Annotated in this window: 18 protein-coding genes; 9 read left to right on the top strand and 9 right to left on the bottom strand. The window is 39.0% G+C overall.

Going from position 1 to position 23,981, the window contains the following annotated elements:
• Nucleotide 1 precedes the first annotated feature (1 nt).
• Nucleotides 2-400: a ribosome-associated heat shock protein Hsp15 gene (gene hslR, locus J3U74_RS11550; RefSeq protein WP_267329189.1), complete on the bottom strand. Its 399-nt coding sequence runs from the start codon at nt 398-400 to the stop codon at nt 2-4.
• Between the two features lie 101 nt (nt 401-501).
• A complete protein-coding gene (locus J3U74_RS11545) occupies nt 502-2,109 on the bottom strand; it encodes a hypothetical protein (protein ID WP_267329188.1) in 1,608 nt (535 codons plus the stop codon).
• 244 nt (nt 2,110-2,353) lie between these two features.
• On the opposite strand from J3U74_RS11545, the gene greA reads away from it, so the two are divergent.
• Entirely contained in the window at nt 2,354-2,830 is a 477-nt protein-coding gene (greA, locus tag J3U74_RS11540; protein WP_220218303.1) for a transcription elongation factor GreA, read from the top strand.
• 65 nt (nt 2,831-2,895) lie between these two features.
• Here the strand turns inward: greA and yhbY are convergent, their stop codons facing one another.
• A complete protein-coding gene (yhbY, locus tag J3U74_RS11535) occupies nt 2,896-3,189 on the bottom strand; it encodes a ribosome assembly RNA-binding protein YhbY (RefSeq protein ID WP_220218304.1) in 294 nt (97 codons plus the stop codon).
• Between the two features lie 97 nt (nt 3,190-3,286).
• On the opposite strand from yhbY, the gene rlmE reads away from it, so the two are divergent.
• The 3 genes from rlmE to folP all read left to right on the top strand — a co-directional run bounded on the left by rlmE (nt 3,287) and on the right by folP (nt 6,881).
• Complete coding sequence (rlmE, locus tag J3U74_RS11530; RefSeq protein WP_220218305.1) at nt 3,287-3,913, top strand: 23S rRNA (uridine(2552)-2'-O)-methyltransferase RlmE; 627 nt, start codon at nt 3,287-3,289, stop codon at nt 3,911-3,913.
• Between the two features lie 76 nt (nt 3,914-3,989).
• The gene (gene ftsH, locus J3U74_RS11525; RefSeq protein ID WP_416379771.1) at nt 3,990-5,867 is read left to right on the top strand and encodes an ATP-dependent zinc metalloprotease FtsH; all 1,878 of its coding nucleotides are present in this window, start codon (nt 3,990-3,992) and stop codon (nt 5,865-5,867) included.
• A 177-nt stretch (nt 5,868-6,044) separates the two neighbouring features.
• The gene (folP, locus tag J3U74_RS11520) at nt 6,045-6,881 is read left to right on the top strand and encodes a dihydropteroate synthase (RefSeq protein ID WP_220218307.1); all 837 of its coding nucleotides are present in this window, start codon (nt 6,045-6,047) and stop codon (nt 6,879-6,881) included.
• Nucleotides 6,882-7,079: 198 nt separating this feature from the next.
• On the opposite strand, the gene J3U74_RS11515 is transcribed toward folP, so the two are convergent.
• The 6 genes from J3U74_RS11515 to J3U74_RS11490 form a co-directional block, all read right to left on the bottom strand.
• A complete protein-coding gene (locus J3U74_RS11515; protein WP_267329187.1) occupies nt 7,080-8,582 on the bottom strand; it encodes a hypothetical protein in 1,503 nt (500 codons plus the stop codon).
• A 701-nt stretch (nt 8,583-9,283) separates the two neighbouring features.
• Complete coding sequence (gene ubiA, locus J3U74_RS11510) at nt 9,284-10,114, bottom strand: 4-hydroxybenzoate octaprenyltransferase (RefSeq protein ID WP_267329186.1); 831 nt, start codon at nt 10,112-10,114, stop codon at nt 9,284-9,286.
• Nucleotides 10,115-10,298: 184 nt separating this feature from the next.
• Nucleotides 10,299-10,874, bottom strand: coding sequence for a TorD/DmsD family molecular chaperone (locus J3U74_RS11505; protein ID WP_267329185.1), 576 nt, complete (start codon nt 10,872-10,874; stop codon nt 10,299-10,301).
• Between the two features lie 35 nt (nt 10,875-10,909).
• Nucleotides 10,910-11,749: a dimethyl sulfoxide reductase anchor subunit family protein gene (locus J3U74_RS11500; RefSeq protein WP_267329184.1), complete on the bottom strand. Its 840-nt coding sequence runs from the start codon at nt 11,747-11,749 to the stop codon at nt 10,910-10,912.
• A 1-nt stretch (nt 11,750) separates the two neighbouring features.
• Nucleotides 11,751-12,365 (bottom strand): DMSO/selenate family reductase complex B subunit, encoded by a 615-nt coding sequence (locus J3U74_RS11495; protein WP_267338058.1) that lies wholly within the window; start codon nt 12,363-12,365, stop codon nt 11,751-11,753.
• Between the two features lie 21 nt (nt 12,366-12,386).
• The gene (locus tag J3U74_RS11490) at nt 12,387-14,834 is read right to left on the bottom strand and encodes a DMSO/selenate family reductase complex A subunit (RefSeq protein ID WP_267329183.1); all 2,448 of its coding nucleotides are present in this window, start codon (nt 14,832-14,834) and stop codon (nt 12,387-12,389) included.
• Between the two features lie 235 nt (nt 14,835-15,069).
• Here J3U74_RS11490 and parE point away from each other — a divergent pair, with 235 nt between their 5' ends.
• The 5 genes from parE (at nt 15,070) to J3U74_RS11465 (ending at nt 23,565) form a co-directional block, all read left to right on the top strand.
• On the top strand, nt 15,070-16,959 hold the full coding sequence (gene parE, locus J3U74_RS11485; RefSeq protein ID WP_220218314.1) for a DNA topoisomerase IV subunit B: 1,890 nt from the start codon (nt 15,070-15,072) through the stop codon (nt 16,957-16,959).
• 27 nt (nt 16,960-16,986) lie between these two features.
• Nucleotides 16,987-19,215, top strand: a complete 2,229-nt coding sequence (parC, locus tag J3U74_RS11480; RefSeq protein WP_220218315.1) for a DNA topoisomerase IV subunit A — start codon at nt 16,987-16,989, stop codon at nt 19,213-19,215.
• 1 nt (nt 19,216) lies between these two features.
• Nucleotides 19,217-20,053, top strand: a complete 837-nt coding sequence (gene djlA, locus J3U74_RS11475) for a co-chaperone DjlA (RefSeq protein WP_220218316.1) — start codon at nt 19,217-19,219, stop codon at nt 20,051-20,053.
• A 14-nt stretch (nt 20,054-20,067) separates the two neighbouring features.
• Nucleotides 20,068-21,510: a TrkH family potassium uptake protein gene (locus J3U74_RS11470; RefSeq protein ID WP_220219663.1), complete on the top strand. Its 1,443-nt coding sequence runs from the start codon at nt 20,068-20,070 to the stop codon at nt 21,508-21,510.
• Between the two features lie 486 nt (nt 21,511-21,996).
• The gene (locus J3U74_RS11465; protein ID WP_366518726.1) at nt 21,997-23,565 is read left to right on the top strand and encodes a TerC family protein; all 1,569 of its coding nucleotides are present in this window, start codon (nt 21,997-21,999) and stop codon (nt 23,563-23,565) included.
• The last annotated feature ends 416 nt before the right edge of the window (nt 23,566-23,981 follow it).

Here is a 23,981-nt window from a genome sequence, read left to right as displayed (position 1 = left end):
ATTAATAGTTGTCGCCTTGTTGTCTTTCATTTTTGAATCGAATCAAATTACGCCGCTCTTTTTTATCCGGTCTTCTATCCGGATGCGGCATTGTCAATGCATTAAGCTTACGTGCTTGCGCCACCATTTCACGTTTTGCGATACTTTCTTGCGTTTCTTGATAGAGTAATTGAGCCTCTGCCGCTGGCCTGCGCTGCTCACTAATAGCTAAGATTTGAATTGTTTTTTGGTCAAAACCTTGACGAAGTGTCAACATTGCACCAATTTCGACTATTTTACTAGGCTTAGTCCGTTGACCATTATAATGGACTTTACCACCGTCGACCATTTCACGTGCAAGTGAACGTGTTTTATAAAATCTGGCAGCCCAAAGCCACTTATCTAATCTTACACTTTCCATGACTTCCTCATTTCACTTCTCTAATCAAGCTCATTTTATTGCAGTTAAAAAATAAAGCTTAGAACATCTTAGCGAATTATATAAGGTTGTTTTTAGAAATATCAATGCTGAGGCTCGATGTTATAACGATTGCCATTTGCGAAAAATGTACCGGATAGGCTATAAGGAGCAATCTCGCCATGTAAATCAAGAGTATAATGAGAAGCATTAGGAAGCTGTTTCACTAACTTCCACTTTTCAAGAAAGATACTACTTACCCCATAGGCCTTAAGATGTAATGATTCTAATTTATCTAGCGAAGGATTGACAATTGCATTCGATTCAAGCATGCCACCATTAACTAATGCAGTAAACGCCAATAAGGCTTGATGCTGATCATTAAATTTAACGGAAAAATCAGGATAAATCATTCCAATTTTATTAACTGTTCCATTATTGGCTTTAACAAATAATTGGCCATTAAACAGCCCTAACTTTCTATTTTCAACCAAACGCAATTTGCTACCGGAGGCTTGAAAATCGACAAAATTAAACGGATAGTCAGGATTGGTATTAATTATTCCACCTTTCAAAATCGATAATCGATCAATATCAATCTGTTTTAACGATTCAGGCAGTACAATCTGTTCAATTTTTTTAGGTAGCTTAAAATCAATTTCAGTCACTAATAATTTATCTATATGCAAATTATTATCTTTCCAATCTCCATTTAAACTTAATCGCCCTTGATTCCAAATACCGATAGCTTTTTCAATGGCTATATCATGCTCATTTTTAAGCATTAATTGCAGCAAAACAGAAGAAAACGGTTTCTCATTCCATACGATATTATCGGCATTAAAAACTAACGCACTTTGATTAAAGTGCCACTGCTTGTCATAAATAATATTGGTTGTTTCAATATTGCCTTTTTCAATTGTATAGTCAGGCAATTGGATACTACTATTCAACATTGAAAGTTGACGAAAAGTCGTTTTGGGTAATTTATCCAGATATTGCGCAAAATATTGATTATCTTTAGATTGAACGTGAATGTTATTAAGTTTCAATTGCTCAACATCCAAACTCTTATCCGCTAGTATTTTTAATTTACTGACAAAAAATCCGTCGTTAATGTTACCACCTAAATTTGTAATATAAATGGTACCTTCACGTTGAAAACCTTGAAGCAACACTTTATCGACCAGAAAATGATTAAACGAAACTTGCTGTGATGATAATTCAAATTGATACGATTGTTGATCAGATACATTAAATGGTTTAATGCCACCATTTATTTGCCGAAAAGTTAACGAATCTTTTCCGTCATTAAGTGAAACGTTGACAGTCGAATCAACCAATTTAAGGACATTAGCTGAAATAGAAGCTTGTTCAATTTTGCTACCGTCTAACTCACCATTGACCACAACAATATAATTGAAATGCTTTAGCTGCCACAAATCGTTTTTATCAAATCCAATTATCAATTTAGCAATTTTAGTAACATGTTGATTTTCATCTTTGATCGTCAGATCTTCAACAGATATTTCATAAAAGTTAGCTAAAGAATGATTAACTTTACCGATTGAAATAGAATATGAGCTTAATTTTGATAATTGTTGGCTAATAAATTTAGCGCCGTAATTAGTCTGTACAGCAAAGTAAGCCAGCAAAATTAAAATCCAGACAATTGTTAAAAAAGTAATCAGTAATAATCGAATCGTTCGCATAACAAAAACTAAATAGTAACAATAAATAATTAGATATTACATTACGATAACCGATTTTAACTAAAATAGCACTCGATTTTGATATAAATGATCTGTTGTTAAACCGATTTTCCAGTTAATATATAACAAGCCAAAATTATGACGTTAGAATAACAAATTAAATTAATTACGCCCTCTCTTTTGATTAAGATGAAGGATTGTTATTCTTTTTTTATTTACGATAGATAAATAGGAAAAAACAGAGATGAAACAAATCCCAATGACGGTAAAGGGAGCCGAATTGTTACGTGCCGAACTTGAAGAACTGAAGAATGTCAAAAGACCTCAAATTACAGCAGCTATAGCTGAAGCAAGAGCGCACGGAGATTTGAAAGAAAACGCCGAATACCATGCCGCAAGAGAACAACAAGGATTTTGTGAAGGTCGCATTCAGGAAATTGAAAGTAAATTATCGCAAGCACAAATCATTGATATTACCAAAGTAAAAAATACCGGAAGAATTATTTTTGGTGCCACTGTCACCGTTGTAAATGTAGATACTGACGAAGAAACAACCTACCGTATTGTTGGTGATGATGAAGCCGATTACAAACAAAATTTAATTTCAGTTAACTCACCAATTGCCCGTGGTTTAATTGGTAAAGAAGACGGCGATACTGTTCAAATTAAAACGCCTGGTGGTGATGTTGAGTTTGATATCATTAAAGTTGACTATATTTAATGTCAATTTGCATCAATAATCACTCTCGATAAAAAAACAGGGCAATATGCCCTGTTTTTCATTGATTATTTTGGTAAAGAGATTTTTTTCTCTTCACTCGGTCTAAACACCGTAAAAATAGAGCCAACCTGCTGAACAGGTATCGCTTTAGTTTCACGAATAATCGCATCACAAATAAGTTTTTTTGTTTCGCGATCTTCAGCAGACACTTTAATTTTAATTAGCTCATGAAAGTTCAAGGCATTTTCAATTTCAGCTAAAACGCCTTCAGTAAACCCATTAGCACCAATCATCACGATTGGTTTTAAGTGATGAGCTTCACCCTTTAGGTACTGTTTTTGTTTATTCGATAAATTCATTAATTTTTTATCACATTAAGTTGTAATTTTGCTATTCTACCCTTATATATATGACTAATCAATGAAGTGAACTCTTTACGTTAAGGATTTATTCGCTGTGAGTAACAAAAAACGCTCAGCTAGCTCGACGCGTTGGCTTAATGAACATTTTAAAGATCGCTTTGTGCAACAAGCACAAAAAAAAGGTCTACGATCGCGAGCTTGGTTCAAATTAGAAGAAATTCAAAAAAGTGACAAACTATTTAAACCCGGTATTACCGTTGTCGATTTAGGCGCTGCGCCTGGGGGGTGGTCACAATATGTCGCATCACTTATCGGCAATAAAGGCCGGATCATCGCTTGTGATTTGCTCCCAATGGATCCTATCGTTGGGGTAGATTTCCTGCAAGGTGACTTTCGAGATGAAGCTGTGCTCAATGCGCTCCTCGAGCGTGTTGGAGAAGACAAAGTGCAAGTGGTTATGTCCGACATGGCGCCTAATATGAGTGGGCAACCGGCGGTTGACATTCCTAGAGCCATGTACTTAGTTGAACTGGCATTAGATATGTGCCGAGATGTTCTGGCACCGAATGGCAATTTTATTGTGAAAGTCTTTCAAGGCGAAGGATTTGAAGAGTATCTTAAAGCAGTAAGATCACTTTTTAAAACGGTCAAAATACGCAAACCGGAAGCTTCACGTGCAAGGTCAAGAGAAGTTTATATTGTTGCTATGGGTATGAAGTAGCCAGTTGTATAATTTTGTAGTACCATACTTGGTTAATTTTAGTCGTAACTGTTAATTTTTATGAGGGGTTTTTCTTTTGAACGACATGGTAAAGAATCTACTGATATGGGGAATAATTGCGGTAGTATTGATTGCGGTATTTAATCAATTCAGCTCAGTATCTAGCGGCCCTCAAATCGATTATTATAAATTTAACTCAGATATCGCCGATGGCAAGCTCAAAGAAGTGCATATTAACGGACGAGAAATAGTTGCTACCAGAAACGATAATAGCAATTACGTAACTTATATCCCTTATTTTGATGAAAAACTCATTGATGATTTATTAAGTCATAAAGTACCTGTCTATGGTACTGCTGATGAAAAACCGAGCTTATTAGGTGCGATTTTAGTTTCTTGGTTCCCTATCATTTTACTCATTGGCTTTTGGATCTTTATTATGCGCCAAATGCAAGGTGGTGGTAAAGGCGGACCAATGTCGGTCGGTAAAAGTAAAGCTCGAATGCTAACCCCTGATCAAGTCAAAACAAAATTTACCGATGTCGCCGGTAGCGAAGAGGCGAAACAAGAAGTTACCGAGGTGGTTGATTTCTTACGCGATCCGGGTAAATACCAAAAATTGGGTGGACGTATTCCAAAAGGGATTTTAATGGTTGGACCACCGGGTACAGGTAAAACCCTACTGGCAAAAGCGATTGCTGGTGAAGCTAACGTTCCATTTTTCAGTATTTCCGGCTCTGACTTTGTTGAAATGTTTGTCGGTGTGGGTGCCTCACGTGTACGTGATCTATTTGAACAAGCTCGAAAACATTCACCGTGTATCATCTTTATTGACGAAATTGATGCCGTTGGTCGTAAACGAGGCGCTGGTTCAATGGGCGGGCATGACGAACGTGAACAAACCTTGAACCAAATGCTAGTTGAAATGGATGGTTTTGAAGCGAATAGCGGAATAATCATTATTGCAGCCACTAACCGGGTTGATATTTTAGATCCGGCATTACTGCGCCCCGGTCGTTTTGACCGCCAAGTACAAATTGGCCTACCAGATATGAAAGGTCGTGAGCAGATTCTTGCTGTTCATGTCCGTAAAGTACCTTTGGGCTCTGATGTTAATTTGTCAGTCTTAGCACGTGGCACACCGGGTTACTCTGGTGCTGAATTAGCAAACTTAGTCAATGAAGCGGCGTTATTTGCGGCTCGTCGTAACAAACGATTAGTGACAATGGACGAGTTTGAAGAAGCTAAAGATAAAATCAACATGGGCACTGAACGACGCTCATTGACGATGACCCAAGAACAATTGATATCAACTGCTTATCATGAAGCCGGTCATGCTATTGTTGGTTATTTAATGCCTGATCATGATCCAATTCATAAAGTCACGATCATTCCTCGCGGACGTGCTTTAGGCGTCACCTTCTTCTTACCTGAAGGCGACAGAGTGAGTGAAAGCCGTGAAAAACTAGAAGGCGATATTGCGACCCTTTATGGTGGAAGACTGGCGGAAGAACTGATCTATGGTGCTGAAAAAGTATCAACCGGCGCCTCGAATGATATTAAGGTTGCCACGCAATACGCCAGAGCTATGGTTACCCAATGGGGCTTTTCTGAACGTCTAGGACCACTATTTTATGAAATGGATGATAATTCAGCTTATGGACGTCCTAAAGATATCTCAGATGAAACTGCTCGCATTATCGATGAAGAAGTTAAAGCGATTATTGACCGCAATTTTGAACGAGCACGAAAAATTTTGACGGAAAATATGGATGTGCTTCATGCAATGAAAGATGCGCTAATGAAATATGAAACCATTGGTGCAAATCAAGTGGCGGACTTAATTGCACGTCGACCTATCAATGCACCGGACGACTGGACAGAGAGCGACGAAAAAGCAGCACAAGAGATTCCAAATGAGGGAACGGATATTCCGCCTCAATCAGACGATTAAAATGATATAAATAAATAACGCGCTTCGGCGCGTTTTTTATCGACAAAATGAAGATATAATCTCATCATAATTAGACTCAGTGGTAAATATAACCTTTACGGCTAAGCTAAACATTTAACCGTAACTAAATAGCTAATGCATTTATTTAAAAACTGTTTATCAAATAGGACTACCCTTATGGAAATTCATTTTCAAAATCAAGTTATGGATCTCTCTTTTCCACAAGTTATGGGCATTGTGAACATGACGCCAGATTCATTTTCCGACGGCGGTAAATACAACAACCTCGATGATGCAATGCGTCGAGTTGATAGTATGATTCAAGCCGGTGCCACATTTATTGATGTCGGAGGAGAATCAACCCGACCTGGCGCAGCTGAAGTATCGGTTGAAGAGGAGTTAGAACGGGTAATACCTTTAGTTGAAAAAATTGCCCGTTATTTTGATATATGGATTTCGGTAGATACCTCTAAACCTGAGGTAATGACTGAATCGGCGAAAGCCGGCGCCCACTTAATTAACGATATTCGAGCACTAACTGAGCCCGGCGCAATGACCGCTGCGGCAAAAACCGGACTGCCTGTTTGTATTATGCATATGCAAGGCGATCCTCAAACCATGCAAAATGCGCCACACTACAATCAAGATATCTATCAAGAAGTAGACACTTTTTTTGACCAACATATTAATCGCTGCATTAAAGCCGGTATAAATCGTGAAAAAATCATACTCGATCCAGGTTTTGGCTTTGGTAAAACACTATCACACAACTACCGATTACTGGCAACTTTGGAAAAATTTCATCATTTCAATTTACCGCTATTAGTTGGTATGTCCCGTAAATCCATGATTGGACAAGTATTAAATGTTCCGCCGCAAGAACGAATGCTTGGTAGTGTATCTTGCGCTGTCATTGCGGCGATGAAAGGAGCACACATTATACGGGTACATGATGTTAAACAGACATTTGATGCCCTACGGATTGTGCAAGCAACATTAGCTGAACAAGGTTGAGATTAATATCTGAAAAAAGCTGCTTATCTAACCATTGCATATCAACCAACTCTGGATAATTGTAGAAAAAGCTTTTTAAAGCAGGTTAAAGAAGAATATTAGATTAGTAATTATATAATTAAGGGCTCAATATTGAGCCCAAATTATAGTTTCGTTTTTACCTCAATCACACTTTAATGCGATTATATTTAATGGCGATTAAGGTGATACACAAACGGTTTGAGTAAGTTGATTTCTAAATGAATGGATTATACCAGACTCTAAAGACACAGTATAAAACTGTCCCGGCGTAACGCTAGGTGTAGCAGTCCAGGCTGCAAATCCAGACCATTGCTTATCTTGAGAATAGCTACCCGAAATCCCACCCCACTCTGAAAACAATCCTCCATTTATTTGCCTTATCGGGTACATAGCGTTGGCATTTGGATTACCAACTATTCCATTAGCATTAGCATTACTCAGCTCAGATACATTTGCCAATCGATAACCCGATAAAGTGGAACAATAATTTACTGCATTATTATGATTATTTTCTAAGTATGAATAGCCATGTATATCCGTGTGAGGAATAAACCAGTGTTGTAATTTAAAGCTATATATAGGCCTGGTTTTTGCTGTGTCAGCATAAATAGTAAATGTTGTTGGAACAAAAGGAATTTTCCATGAGGTAGAATTGGAGGTTGGGCCTTTTAATCTTACTATCGGAGTCTTGTTCAACTCTCCAAACTCTAAATCAATATTTGAATTGCTTGGCTCTTTGGTATAACTGAGTTGATTAATGTTTTTCAGCCCAGCAATAATTAACTTAAAATATAGATTATGAGCACCCGTTGCTGGAAAGTTTAATTCAGGTTGATTGAGATTTTGCATGAAATATATTTGTTTATTATTATCCCACTGACCAGATTCACCATTCTCATTACCCCTAATAACCGTTTTTGCTGGTTGTACAAAGCAAGTATAAAGAGTAGCAGAATTCATAGCTAAGTAATAGTTGTCTTCAAGACTACTATAGGATGTCGAATCAGGTATACCATATTGTGTTTTAATTTCACTGTCATCTATCTTCAGATTGATAATATAAGGAGCCGAACAGGTATCAATAGCATCTGTCCGTCTAACCTTCTGCTCTGTCGAGTCTAAAATAGTCATCGCTATTTTACCCGTTGCTGAAACAACCACATCACCGTCATCATCTCTGGCATAATTATTCGGATCTTGTAGTATTGTGCTAAAATCAATTGATTGGACACCATCAATAATAGGAGTATTAGCTGACACGACTGTTTGGATATCTTCAAAGGTGTTCACTGCCGCTGGAATAGTTATAATCACGGGATTATTATTATTATCCTTAGGAGGAGCATCATATTTGACTTCTTGGTTACCATCATTAAAACGCAACCATAATAACGCTCGGGTGTTATCACTTTTAGTTTGACCATTATCAAATGTTAAATAAGGTGCTGAACCATTGATTGCTTGAGCTGTGGTGTTTGATGTTAATGCCTGTGCATTAAATGCATACATTAAAGGAAACATTAATAGGCATGTTAATGTTTTTTTGAAAAAATGCGGCTTATTAGCGTTATTTGAGTTAAAATTTGTCGGTGAATTTAAGCTTAAGTTATTGTTCTGATTAAGGCGACGATTAAGAGAACTTAAGAAAGGCGTCTTCGAGTTTTCATTATGATATTGCATAGCAATCCCTATATTCGTGTAATTTATTGTTTTTATTCCTTTTTATATAACAGCCTGCTTTTATTACAGCTAAACCGTTACAATTTTAATGATATAATGTTTTAAAAAAATTACCGAACTTTTTAGCTGAAAAATTTGTTAAGAAAGGTAAACAAGAAAAGCAAAATCATTGAATATTTCCATATAGTTACTGATTTTTTGGACCTTTTTAAGCGCTGTTTTTCTGGCTTATTTACATCAGTTTCATGGCTGAGCTTATTACTCATTCTGGAGTTGTTACAGTAGGCAAACCAGATTGGGATGTGGAGAAGTTTTGATGCTTTCCCTGTTGTTGTCATATATACCAATGCGGACTTCTTCGTCGCACACCGGTGACTTATCGCTAATAGTGAATTTCTGTGACATATCATTTGAGTCATCGCCTTAGACAAACTGCCTCAGCTATGACGAGCGATTAGCGTACAGTCATCACTTAAGCAAATAGGAGAATAAGAAATTGGGTAAGCGCCACAGCTTTGTCAAAAAGTTTCAGAAAATGTATACGTTTGAGTATAAAAACGATGATTTTTCAGCAAAGCACCATTTTATATCAATCGGTTAAAGCAGATTAGGCTAGAAAATTAACAAGTAGATTTGTTTATCATTAAACTAACAAGATTTTTAAAATTAGCTGGCTTTTGATGACTAGGCATATTCCAAATTTACTTTATCAATATTGCCAAATACACAAAAAATCCAACATAATTATTATTCATAAAGGCTTTAAAGCATTTCGCTCTATCACGGTCTTTAATTAACCATTGTTGATAGATAAATAGCAATGAAGCAATCAATAAAATGGTAAAATAGACTGAATTAAAATCGTTTGTTAAACCAAGTATCACCATGCAAGAAACCGCAACTATCTTTAATAAACCAATGATTAAGGTATCATAATGACCAAATAAAATAGCGGTTGATTTAATGCCTATTTTCATATCATCGCTTCGATCGACCATGGCATACTGAGTATCATAAGCAATAGTCCAACAAATATTTGCTAAACATAGTAGCCAGCAAGTTAACGGAAACTCAGCTATAGTTGCCGCATAAACCATTGGAATACTCCAGCTAAATGCGATTGCCAGAATAATTTGCGGAAAGTGAGTATAACGTTTCATAAACGGATAGATCATGGCGGTTAACAAGGCAAAGCCGGCAATAAGCCATGACAGCCGATTTAATGTCATCAATAGACCGGCCGCAATTAACAACAATATCAAAAGAGTATATAAGGCGTTTTTGGCTGTCAGGGCACCACGTGCCAATGGACGATCTTGCGTTCGCTCGACATGCGCATCAAAATGGCGATCCGCATAATCATTTATCACACAACCGGCTGATCGCATAACAATGACACCTAGCACAAAAATAACGACAAGCCCAACCGAAGGATGAGGATCAGCAAGCCATATTGCCGACAAAGTCGGCCAAAGTAGCAGTAAAATGCCGATAGGTTTATCTAATCGCATCAGTTGTATATAAGCTAACATAACGTATATCTGTCCTCAATTATTATGGGCGGATTATACCTGATCTTGTTAAAGCTGCAATGCGGATAAATACCGTTTCTATTTGGCGCTGCTGGATGTGTAAGCAATCAAATCAATTTACCTAATACGTGTCACATCCAAAACGGTTAATCTAAGTAAAGCGATTAATTGTGGTAATAAAGCGTTACAACAAAAGTAAATACTGCTCTGCCACCACGGCTAACGCCCGATAAAATTGGCTAACTTGATTATGTTTTAATTGATCCAGATAAGCTGATGACCAAGGCGTTAAATGTTCATCTATCAGTTGATTCGCCGCTTGCGTTTTTTGTTTTTCCAGCAATATCGCATAAGCGATTAGCATTAAACCAAACTGATCTTCCGGCTCATTCATACCGGTATTAAGCGTTAAACCATGCTGCTGTAAAAATTGACGATAGCGCTCTTGCGATTCCCCCATTAATAGTTTTTCTTGATCCAAATAGACTGACCCCCATGGCGGGGCGGGCATTTTGCCTTGCCCTTCAAACAATAACGAGAATTGATAATCCAGATCGACATGGCTGATTTGGGTTGCCAATATCTGGCATTGCTGGCTAATGAGTTCCGGATTTTGCCAATCCGCCAGTTGGTCAATGTGCAATAAAGCCTCATGCAACGGTTCAACGGTTTGGCTATTAGGCGGATAATAAAAAAAAGCACCCAGTACTTTTGCCAGGGTCGCACAAGTGAGATTATCGAATCTTTTCTCTTTATTCATTGACGTTACTTGTTGTCGGTCAGTTATATTGTTAATTATAGCGGTATCATCCATAAATTATAAAAGGCAATACGACCACAAACTTCAGCAATAAACACACAAGCAAAAGCAGTAAGATAAATTATTGCATTATGTTTGGAACGGTAAATGTTAAAAGCAACCAATAGTAGTGCCACTATGATTAACATGCACTCGGCAATCATCCAACTTGCTTGCGCACAAGCCAGCTCCGGGCTTATGGTCGTCATTAAATTATAATAGGGAATTTTTAATAATATAATCAATACACTACCAATGAGAAAAGCTGCGTTACCTAAACGATATAACCCAAGCATTGCGCTAGCAATTCCACCCAACGCCAGCATCGCTGTATACATTTGAATTGCAGTATAGTTGGTATCCCATGTTTTCACTGTGGGTAGCATATAAGTTAGAACAATCGTCCACACAAAAACTAAACTCAGTAGGATTAAGATGATGGCTATCAGCTGGTTGATATAGGGAAAGCGATTAATCTTTAAACAAAGCGGTTTAATCAATTTCAGTTTTTGGCTATCCGGATTGAGAGAAAAGTAGTGGATTAATACTGAGGCGAATGTAACACCAAATACCACACCAAAAGTGAAAATCTCATTACTCATCGGCGAACGTCCAATCCCATAGATCACATTTAACGCCCGCAAAGGATGCCCTAAATGGAATGAGGCAAGCAACATACCAATAGCCATAAAAACCAGTGCTAACAGATTAATTTTTTGACGAATTATGGGATTAGCTTGTGAACAATTCATTAAGCAAGATAAGCTGCTTAACAGCACCATTCCGGCAGATAATTGCCCAAATACCGTAAAAAAAACCAATGGTAATTCATGCATATTATACCTCCTCCGGATTGAGCACTTTTCCTTGTGTATCGCCTGAGCTTTTAGCCAAAGCATGTGGTTTGATAACAATATTCGGTTTAGTCAACTCTGCATTAGGCAAAGGGGCAATATTACGTTCATCACCATGACGCTCACGTAATTTCCCTATCTCGTCAAAGTCTAAAGCACGCTGTGGGCAAGATTCGACGCACACAGGCTTTAAGCCTTCGGCTACACGCTCATAACAACCATCGCATTTTGACATAACCCGCTTTTGATGATCAAACTGTGGCGCACCATATGGACAACGCATTTCACAATAGCGGCAACCAATACACACATCTTGATTAACAACCACTAAGCCATCTTGTTGGCGTTTATGCATCGCACCAGTTGGACAACCTTGCACGCAAGTTGGTTGCTCACAATGATTACATGAGATTGACAAATAGTAAGTAAAAGTATCATTTTGCCAAATCCCGTCCACTTGTTGCCACGATCCACCACCATACTCATAAACTCGGCGAAAATGCACGCCCAGCGCATTATCTTTTTCGTCTTTACAGCTCAACTGACAGGTTTTACACCCGGTACATTTGGAAGAATCAATAAAGAATCCATATTGCATTTTAATCATCTCCCTTTTTAATTATGATGCCGCTGGCATAGTTGATAATGGTTTGATTTCAACCAAATTAGTATGCTGCGAATTTGACTTCGCTAACACTGACGGGCGCAATGAGGTTAAACGATTAATACAACCACCAATATCCACGCCAGCAGCATTAGTTTTTGCCCATAGCCCTTGAGGTATAGCGATCACGCCCGGTAATATACGAGGCGTGACTTTAGCCGGAATATAAAGCCGACCACGATCATTAAATACTTCAACTAATTGCCCATGCTTAATTTGTCTTTGCTCAGCATCAATTGGGTTAATCCAAACGCTACTGGCAACAGCTTCTCGTAGTTGGGGAAGATTACTATAAGAGGAGTGACAATGCCCTTTAATATGAAATCCAATCATTTGCAGCGGATATTTATCGCGTTTTTGTTGATCCTCACTCCCTTCAATAGCTGGCAAATAAGCAGGAATTGGGTAGAGTTTATCGTCCGGCTCAATCTCCCATTCACCCGCTATTTTTGCCAGCGCTTCTGAATAAATTTCAATTTTGCCAGACGGGGTATTTAATGGCTGATTAATCGGATCATCCCGGAATGCTTTTAAGGCAATTTGCGCATCGCTATCCGCTAATTTACGATCGACAATACCCTTACCGTCAGTGTCAGCAAAAGGCGGTAAATCAGGATTTTGCTTGCGCATTCTTTCATAGCTATACGCTATCCACTCATCTTGCGTTCGCCCTTCAGTAAATTTATCTTTAACGCCCATTTTTTCTGATAACTCAGTTAACACATCATAAGACGATCGATTTTCCCAAAGCGGCTTAATAGCCCGTTGCATACGAATAACATAATGGTAAGCACCGGATGCATAAGAATTATTAATTAAATCGTTACTTTCCACTGATGACACATCCGGTAATAACAGATCGGCATAGCGTGCTGATGCGGTCATATGAGTATCCCACACTAAGATAAATTCGCATTGAGATTCATCTTGTAAAATTTGGTGTGTTCGATTGAGATCGGCATGCTGATTACCAATTACATTACTGGCATAACTCCAGATAAACTTGATACCGACATCCAATTTATCTTTACCGAGTATATAAGCATTCTTCGCGGTCATGCTCTGCGGTGATTCGATCGCTTTAGTCCATAAAAAAAATGGAATACTGGTTTTAATCGGATTTAATAAATTCAGACCCGGAACCGGATAAGTCACGCTTCCGCCCCAAGTACCAATATTGGTGCCCGGTTTACCAAATTGACCAGTGATAATAGGCAATATCATAATTGCTCTTGTAGTATGCTCACCATTTTGCCAACGTTGTGCTCCCCAGCCTTGCGAAATCCATGCTGCTTTAGCGTTAACAATATCTAAGGCAAGTTTACGAATTTGTTTAGCGGGAATACCGGTTTTTTTTGCAGCCCACTCCGGCGTTTTCGGTGTTCTATCATCACCTAAACCTAAAATATAAGATTTATAATCACTAAAAGGGGGGGCGCTATCCGGCAATGAGTCAGCATTCCAACCCACACAATATTGATTAAGCATTGCCTCATCAATTTTATCTTCTTCCAGTAAAGCATAGCCAATTGCGGCAACTAACGCCGCATCGGTACCGGGAATAATCGGGATCCACTCGGCATTATAGCCAACTACACTTTCGCTACGCCGAGGATCGATAATAATCACTCTGGCTTTACTTTGTGCTAAAGCATGAAACAGTTCCGTTACTTGCCCACCGCCTGACATTCGCGTTTCAGCAACATTATGTCCAAACATAACAACCAAATCTGAATGTTTAATTTGATCGATAAGTGACTCTTTAGCATTGCCATAAATATAAGGCTTTATAGCAGTTATCTGTCCACTTGAGTAATCGCCATGATAATTTAGATAACCACCGATAGTACTTAAAAACCGTCTACAAGCACTGCGTCCGGCGATATTTGCGCCAGTGGTACCTGTTCCATATTGACAATAAATAGCTTCATTGCCATAACGATTAATGGTGTATTTAAGTTTATCCGCCAATAAATTTATTGCTTCATCCCAGCTAATACGTTTAAATTTACCTTCACCACGCTTACCTATTCGCACCATAGGGTATTTTAAACGCTCCGGATCGTAAGTTCGCCAGCGTACCGCTCGCCCCCGCAAACATGGGCGAATTTGATGTTGACCGAAGATAGGGTCATTAATACCGTCTTCGGATGAGATTTTAGTAATAATATCGTTTTTAACATGAACTTTTAGTGGGCAGCGACTACCACAATTGACTAAACAGGCACTGTAAAAAATTTTTTCTTTATTGGTGGGATTAGGCGTGTTACTGTTATCATCCAACTTTGGTTCGGCATAAGCGAAAGGCGATTGAATCGTATTAGTTAGTGCAGCTACGCTACCAATAGCGATTGATTTTTGTAAAAAATCACGACGTGTTATCTTATGTTCTGACTTGCTCATTTGGTTCCCTTATTTCTTATTGGGATAGGGTTATGATAATACTATCGTTACAATAATTAAACTTAAAAAACCATAAAAATTGCCATTAACTTAAAATAAATTAATGAAATAAGAATTATTATCAATTAATGGATGATCATTACAGCTGATTTGTCATTCATTATAAATTTAAATTCATACATCTTAATGAAACATTGGTATAATAAGCCCATTTAATCGAATAATTAGAAAAATTATGTCACAATCCACTTATAACGCCGTTGATATTGAAGTCCTTAAAGGACTCGATCCCGTTCGTCATCGTCCGGGTATGTATACTGACACAGCTCGCCCAAATCATTTAGGGCAAGAAGTTATTGATAACAGTGTTGATGAAGCGATAGCAGGTCATGCTCGTCAAGTTAAAGTCACGCTTTATGAAGATAATTCATTGGAAGTGATTGATGATGGACGTGGCATGCCGGTTGATATTCACCCCGAAGAGGGTGTGCCGGCAATTGAGTTATTACTCTGCCGTTTGCACGCTGGTGGTAAATTTTCGAATAAAAATTACCAATTTTCTGGTGGACTTCACGGTGTGGGTATCTCGGTGGTTAATGCCTTATCAAAACGCGTTGAAGTAACGGTTAACCGTGACGGACAAGTGTACCAAATCGCTTTTGAAAATGGCGATAAAGTGGAAGATTTGCACGTCATTGGTACTTGTGGTCGCCGTAATACCGGTACTAAAGTCCATTTTTGGCCAGACGAAAAATATTTTGATTCGCCAAGATTTTCGGTGCCTCGTTTATCTCATCTGCTAAAAGCTAAAGCGGTGCTTTGCCCGGGACTGGAGATTATCTTTAAAGATAAAATCAACAACACCGAACAACGCTGGTGTTATCAAGATGGCTTAAAAGATTATCTCATGGAGTCCGTGAGTGGTTACACACTACTACCTCAAGAGCCGTTCACCGGAAGCCATACTGGCGACACCGAAGCAGTTGAATGGGCACTACTTTGGTTACCGGAAGGAGGCGAGCTGTTAACGGAAAGCTATGTTAACTTAATCCCAACGGTGCAAGGTGGTACCCATGTTAATGGTCTACGTCAAGGACTACTTGATGCAATGCGAGAATTTTGTGAATTTCGCAACTTGTTACCACGAGGCTTAAAACTCACTGCCGATGATATTTGGGAACGTTGTGCTTATGTATTATCAGTAAAAATGCAAGAGCCCCAGTTTGCCGGACAAACCAAAGAACGTTTATCATCACGACAAAGTGCGGCTTTTGTTTCAGCCATTGTTAAAGATGCCTTTAGCCTTTGGCTAAATCAACATGTACAAGTCGCTGAATTATTGGCTGAAATGGTGATTTCAAGCGCACAAAAACGGCTTAGAGCCTCAAAAAAAGTTATCCGTAAAAAATTGACCAGTGGTCCGGCGCTGCCAGGCAAACTTGCCGACTGCTCATCACAAGATTTGAGCCGAACAGAACTGTTTTTAGTGGAAGGGGATTCTGCGGGCGGTTCAGCTAAACAAGCACGCGATCGGGAATATCAAGCGATAATGCCGCTAAAAGGTAAAATTTTAAATACTTGGGAAGTCTCATCAGACGAAGTATTAGGCTCACAAGAGATCCACGATATCTCCGTTGCCATAGGCATTGACCCGGATAGTGATGATTTAAGCCAATTACGATATGGTAAAATTTGTATATTAGCCGATGCCGATTCTGACGGTTTACATATCGCTACACTGCTTTGTGCGCTATTTGTGCGTCATTTTAAAGCCATGGTTGAACATGGGCATGTCTTTGTTGCTATGCCACCACTATATCGAATCGATCTGGGTAAAGAAGTACATTACGCCTTAGATGAAGAAGAAAAAGAAGGGATTTTAGATCAACTTAAACGGAAAAAAGGCAAACCGAATGTCCAACGTTTTAAAGGTCTTGGTGAAATGAATCCACTGCAATTACGTGAAACCACCATGGATCCCAATACTCGCCGTTTAGTACAATTATCATTGGATAATTCAGAAGAAACGATGGCGTTAATGGATATGTTACTTGCTAAAAAGCGTTCAGAAGATCGCCGTGAATGGTTGCAAGAAAAAGGTGATCAAGTCCAACTTGATGTCTAACATAAAGAATGATTTAGAGGAACAATAATGAGTGAGATAACTCATGACGGAGTAGAAGTTCAGTCGCTACGTACTTTTACAGAGAGCGCATATTTAAACTACTCAATGTATGTCATTATGGATCGTGCACTGCCGTTTATCGGTGACGGTTTAAAACCTGTGCAACGCCGTATTGTTTATGCCATGTCTGAATTGGGGCTTAATGCTCAGGCTAAATTTAAAAAATCTGCTCGTACAGTCGGTGACGTATTAGGTAAATATCACCCACATGGGGATAGCGCCTGTTATGAAGCAATGGTACTTATGGCACAGCCATTTTCCTACCGTTATCCATTAGTAGACGGTCAAGGTAACTGGGGGGCGCCGGACGATCCAAAATCCTTTGCCGCCATGCGGTATACCGAATCACGCCTATCGAAATATGCTGAATTACTATTAGGCGAGCTTGGGCAAGGTACTGTTGATTATACGCCTAACTTTGACGGAACGTTACAAGAGCCGAAAATGTTACCGGCAAGATTACCCAATATCTTATTAAATGGCACCACCGGTATTGCCGTCGGTATGGCAACGGACATACCACCACATAATATCCGTGAAGTGGCAAACGCTGCTATTATGTTAGCAGATAATCCAAATGCGACTTTAACTGAAGTAATGGCTCACATACAAGGGCCGGACTTCCCTACTGAAGCGGAAATCATTACCCCACCACAAGATATTGAAAAAATCTATAAAACAGGTCGGGGCTCCATTCGAATGCGAGCGGTGTGGAAAAAAGAAGACGGCGACATCGTCATCACCGATTTACCGCATCAAGTATCCGGTGCCAAAATTCTTGAGCAGATTGCTGCGCAAATGCGAGCCAAAAAATTACCGTTAATTGAAGATTTACGGGATGAATCGGATCATGAAAACCCAACTCGACTGGTCATTGTGCCCCGTTCAAATCGTGTTGATTTAGAACAGGTAATGAACCACCTATTTGCCACCACCGATCTGGAAAAAAGCTACCGGGTCAATATGAACATGATTGGGCTGGACAATCGCCCGTCGGTTAAAGGTTTAGTTGAGATCTTAACCGAATGGTTAGCCTATCGTCGCAATACCGTAACCAGACGTTTAAACTATCGTTTAGACAAGGTATTAAAGCGCCTTCATATTTTAGACGGTCTACTTATTGCATTTTTAAATATTGATGAAGTAATTGAAATTATTCGCTATCAGGATGATCCCAAAGCCGAACTGATGCGCCGTTTCGATTTAAGTGAAATCCAGTCTGAAGCGATCTTAGAGTTAAAACTTCGCCATTTAGCCAAGTTAGAAGAGATGCGTATCAAAGGTGAGCAAAGTGAGCTGGCAAAAGAGCGTGATCAACTGCAAGCACTGTTATCTTCGCCAAGAAAACTCAGTAACCTTATCAAAAAAGAGTTACAACAAGATGCGGAAAAATATGGCGATGATCGCCGTTCGCCAATTGTTGAACGTAGCGAAGCTAAAGCAATTACCGAACAAGAATTAATACCGTCTGAACCGGTTACCATTGTCTTATCTGAAATGGGTTGGGTCAGAGCGGCAAAAGGTCACGACATCGATCCAGTCGGGTTAAGTTATAAAGCCGGCGACAGCTTTAAGGCAGCAGCCAAAGGTAAGAGTAATCAACCGGTTGTGTTTATTGACTCAACCGGCCGTAGTTACGCTGTAGAGCCAAACACCTTGCCATCGGCACGAGGTCAAGGCGAGCCACTTACCGGAAAACTGGCATTGCCGGCAGGTGCTACCGTTGAAAAAGTACTTATGTCAGCCAATGATAATCAGAAATTCTTACTGGCTTCAAGTGCCGGCTATGGGTTTATTTGTCGGTTTAGTGATTTAGTAACGCGTAACCGAAACGGTAAAGCGATTATCAACCTATCAAATAACGCAAATGTGCTTGATCCAGTTGAGATCACCAATGAAGATAGCTTATTGTTATCGATTTCTAAAGCTGGTCGGATGCTAATATTCCCAGTAAAAGATCTGCCGGAACTGGCGAAAGGCAAAGGGAATAAAATAATCTCCCTGTCCGGGGCTGACGATAGCCTAGCTTATTTGCAGTTAATTACGCCAGAAACGTCGATAACCCTATATGTTGGTAAACGCAAACTGACACTTTATCCGGCTGATTTAGAAAAATTTAGAGCAGAGCGAGCACGTAAAGGGACGTCTCTTCCTCGCGGACTGCAAAAGATAGATAAAATAGAGGTGAACGAATAATATGTCTTTAATTTGGGCTATTATTACTGGTGTTATATTAAGCAGTATACTCAAATCAGGTTGGGGCTATGTGTTCGGTTTTTTTGTTGGCCCAATGCTATATCAAGCATTCTGTAATAAATTGACTGAACAAAGAACCCAAGCCAATCCAACCCTATACTTGACAGTTGTATTTGAAGTATTGGGTCATTTAAGTAAATCTAAAGGTGTAGTCACCCAAGATGACATCAACCTTGCTCGCCAATTTATGGACAGATTGCAGCTTGATAATAACAGCCGTCAACTGGCGCAAGAGTCATTCAATCGAGGCAAAGCAAGTGATTACCCACTTAGATCACGCTTACGGGAGTTATATACGCAGTACCGATATCGACGAAATGTACTTAATATCTTTTGTGAACAACTGATACAAGCAGCCTTGAACGACGGCACTTTAGACGAAAAAGAGTCACAAATCTTATTTATTGTTGCTGATGAATTCAACATTCCACGCCGACAAATGGCAATGTATATTCAAATGATGATGGGCAGTTATCATTTTCGTCAAGAAAATTATTATGATCAGCAAAATCAATATCAACAAAGCAATAATTATGGTGGTTATCAGGGACGTTCGGCGCAGTCCGATTTACAAAACGCTTATAAAACGTTAGGCATTGAACCGAATGCCGAAATAGCCGTAATTAAAAGAGCGTATCGTAAATTAATGAACGAACATCACCCGGATAAATTAGTCTCAAAAGGTTTACCCAAAGCGATGCTTGAAGCAGCCAAAAAGCGAGCTCAAGAAATTCAAGCTGCTTATGATCTGATAAAAGCATCTCGTGGATTTAAATAGAGATTAAAACAATGATGCATTGGCGCTCAATTATTCGAATTATCGGTCTACTTATTGCACTACTGTCAGTCTTTATGTTACTGCCGGCTCTAGTGGCATTAATTTATCGTGACGGCGCTGGTGCGATTTTTGTTCGTTCATTTTTTGCAGCTTTGATACTCGGTTGCCTATTATGGTGGCCTAATCGTAATCATCGCCATGAGCTCAATACCCGAGAAGGTTTTTTTGTTGTTGTCTTGTTTTGGTTAGTGTTAGGGACGATTGGCGCTTTCCCTTTTATTTTTGACAATCATATCAATCTCAATTTAAGTACTGCGTTTTTTGAATCGTTCTCCGGTTTAACCACAACTGGCGCAACAACCATTGTCAAACTCGATCACTTACCTAAAGCACTACTGTTTTATCGGCAATTACTCCAGTGGCTCGGTGGTATGGGTATTATCGTGTTAGCTGTTGCCATATTACCATTATTAGGGGTCGGTGGCATGCAGCTATATCGTGCTGAAATTCCCGGACCACAAAAAGACAGTAAAATGCGCCCACGTATTGCCGAAACAGCCAAAACGCTGTGGTCTATTTATATCCTACTGACCACATTATGTGCCGTAAGCTTATGGTTTGCCGGCATGAATGTTTTTGACGCCATATCCCATAGCTTTTCAACCATTTCTATGGGCGGATTTTCCACCCACGATGATAACCTTGCTTACTTTAATAGTGCGACAATTAACTATATCGTTACTATTTTCCTTATTTTATCCGGCTGTAACTTCGCTCTCCACTTTGCCGCCTTTAATGGGTTTTCACTCAAGGTTTACTGGCGTGATCAAGAGTTCAGAACGTTTCTTTTTATTTTGCTGATACTCATTGCTATCTGCGCTTTTGTTATCTTTTTCTATAAGCCACATCGACTGAGCATTGATAAAATTGTCTTGCAAGTGGTGTCTATCTCCGCAACCGCTGGCTTTTCTGTTGATGATATCAATACCTGGCCTTCCTCATTACCGCTATTTTTACTTTGTGCTTCATTTATTGGCGGTTGTGCCGGTTCAACCGGTGGTGGTTTAAAAGTGGTACGGGTGCTGCTGTTATTTATGCAAGGATCGCGAGAACTAAAACGCCTTATTCACCCTAATGCCATTTACACCTTAAAACTCAATAATCGGGTAGTACCCGAACGCATTATTGAATCAGTTTGGGGATTCTTTTCTGCCTATGCGCTGGTATTTTTAGTCAGCCTTTTTATTATTATGGCAACCGGTATTGATGCAACGGACTCATTTTATATTGTCGCTTCATCTCTCAATAATTTAGGCGTCGGGCTTGGTAGCGTTAGCGATAATTTTGCCAATGTCAGCGATCCTGTGAAATGGGTAATGGTGGTGGATATGTTATTTGGCCGACTGGAGATCTTCACACTCCTGGTTTTATTTACCCCAACCTTCTGGCGAAGTTAATTTTATACTAAAACATAGGCATTTTCTGAAACTTTTTGTCAAACGATTATCAACATTGTTGAACACTAATTTAATGGTGATTTTTGATCACTAACAAATAGCGAACGATTTAGTGTAATTGATGTTGTGTAATCGATTTGGTTTGGTTTCTTTTAAATTAATAAATAACTGTTTTTATACTGAAACATAGGTATTTTCTGAAACTTCTTGTCAAACGATAATCAATACTATTGAAAACTAATTTAATGGTGATTTTTGATCACTAACAAATAGCGAACGATTTAGTGTAATTGATGCTGAGTAATAGATTTGGTTTGGTATCTTTTAAAATAATAGATAAACTTTTTATACTTAAACATGGGTATTTTCTGAAACTTCTTGTCAAAATAATTAAAAATTACAAATATTTTATTGATTATTTAGCCAATTACAGACAGAATTATCGGGCAGCATGTGCTGTGTTTATTAGAGGTAATCACCTGACATATGGAATGGATCATGGATCCTACAATCTGGATTGGTTTATCCACTCTGGTTGTACTTGAAATCGTCCTTGGTATAGATAACATTGTTTTTATTGCCATCCTTGCCGAGAAACTTCCTCCCAACCAACGAGATAAAGCACGCGTCACAGGTCTTGCTTTCGCTTTAATTACGCGAATTGTGCTATTAATGTTTACCGGTTGGTTAGTCACCTTAACGACCCCACTGTTTTCACTCTCCGGTATCAGTTTTAATGCTCGTCAATTGATTATGCTTATCGGTGGGATATTTTTACTGTTCAAAGCGACAATGGAGCTTAACGAGCGGTTAGAAGGCGCCTCTCATCAAGACGGTAAGCCAAAAAAGACCTCGCACTTTTGGACAGTCGTGGCACAAATTGTGGTACTTGATGCGGTATTCTCGCTCGATTCAGTCATTACCGCCGTTGGCATGGTTGAAAATATTCCGGTTATGATAATTGCGGTGTGTATTGCAATTTGCATCATGATGGTTGCCAGTAAACCGCTGGCTTATTTTGTTAATTCCCATCCAACCATTGTTATTCTTTGTTTAAGCTTTTTATTAATGATTGGTTTTAGTCTGGTGGCAGAAGGATTTGGCTTTGCCATACCAAAAGGCTATTTATATGCTGCTATTGGCTTCTCAATAATGATAGAGTTCTTCAATCAGTTGGCAATCTTTAACCGTAAAAAAGCACTCAACAAAAAACCATTGCGGGAACGGACTGCCGAAGCGATTTTACACTTATTAAAAGGTGATACTGAAGAAGATTCAGATAACAGCTCGATAGATGATGATTCAGATAACAACAAAAAAGAGTCGGTTTTTAATGATCAAGAGCTTAGCATGGTAGAACGTGTGTTAGGATTAGCTCAACGTTCAGTCAGTAGTATTATGACCTCACGATTAAATGTCGATATGGTCAACATTAATGATGACCGTGAAGTGATACTAAAAGAGATCTTCGACAATCCTCACTCCCGTTTGGTGGTCACCGATAACGATTCGATTGATGAACCTTTGGGTATCATACAAGTTAACGATCTGTTAAAAGACGTCATCCAAAACAAAGAGCCTATTGATATTGCATCACTGATCAAACAGCCGCTCATTTTTCCTGAAACGGTCTCTTTACTGGTTGCGTTAGAGCAATTTAAAAAGGCGAAAACCCATTTTGCTTTTGTTGTCGATGAATTTGGTTCAATGCAAGGGGTAGTCTCAGTCACCGATATCATTGAAACCATTGCCGGTGATTTTCCGACGGAAGAAGAGGAAATTGATGCCAAACATGACATTCAATGCCTTGAAGACCATACATGGATTGCCAATGGCTATATCCCGGTCGAGGAACTAGTCCGATTTGTACCTATCCCAATTGATGATAAACGTGAATATCACACCTTAGCCGGATTATTAATGGAAAAAGCCCAGCATCTACTCGAAGTGGGTGAAACCATGCAAATTGGTGATTATCTTTTTGAAATTGCACAGATCGAAAGTCACCGGATTTTGAAAGTGAAAATTACCTTAAACAAACTCGATTTAGGTTAATCACTTTCACCGTCTTTTTAGCTCACTAAGGTGAGCTAAAAAGCAAAATTTATCCTGCCTCGTCAAAACAAGATACAAAGTTTACTAGTAGCAAAACCCTATTGATGACTTTATCAAACAAGCCACCCTAGGTGCTATTAACCGAGAAAGCCGACATTAGCAAATCGATTTAGCTATCACTCAATATTGAAACATAAGATAAAAATATCGCCAAAAACACCATTTCAAATAAAATCAAAACATCACCTTCAAATAATTGAAAGCAGGTCGAAAATGATAGTCGCATAGTTGCTAATCTTCGAATCGGTAATCGCAAACCTTTAGAATAACGCTTGACCAAACTGAATAACTAGCAATAATAACGCAGTGAGATATCTGTTTATTGTAAGATGTCGCGCTGTCTCGCGACATCTTTT

It is taken from the genome of Gilliamella sp. B3892 (assembly GCF_026536305.1).
Classification (GTDB): domain Bacteria; phylum Pseudomonadota; class Gammaproteobacteria; order Enterobacterales; family Orbaceae; genus Gilliamella.
Note: the sequence above shows the minus strand (reverse complement) of the source record. Positions and strands in the feature narration are given on the sequence as shown.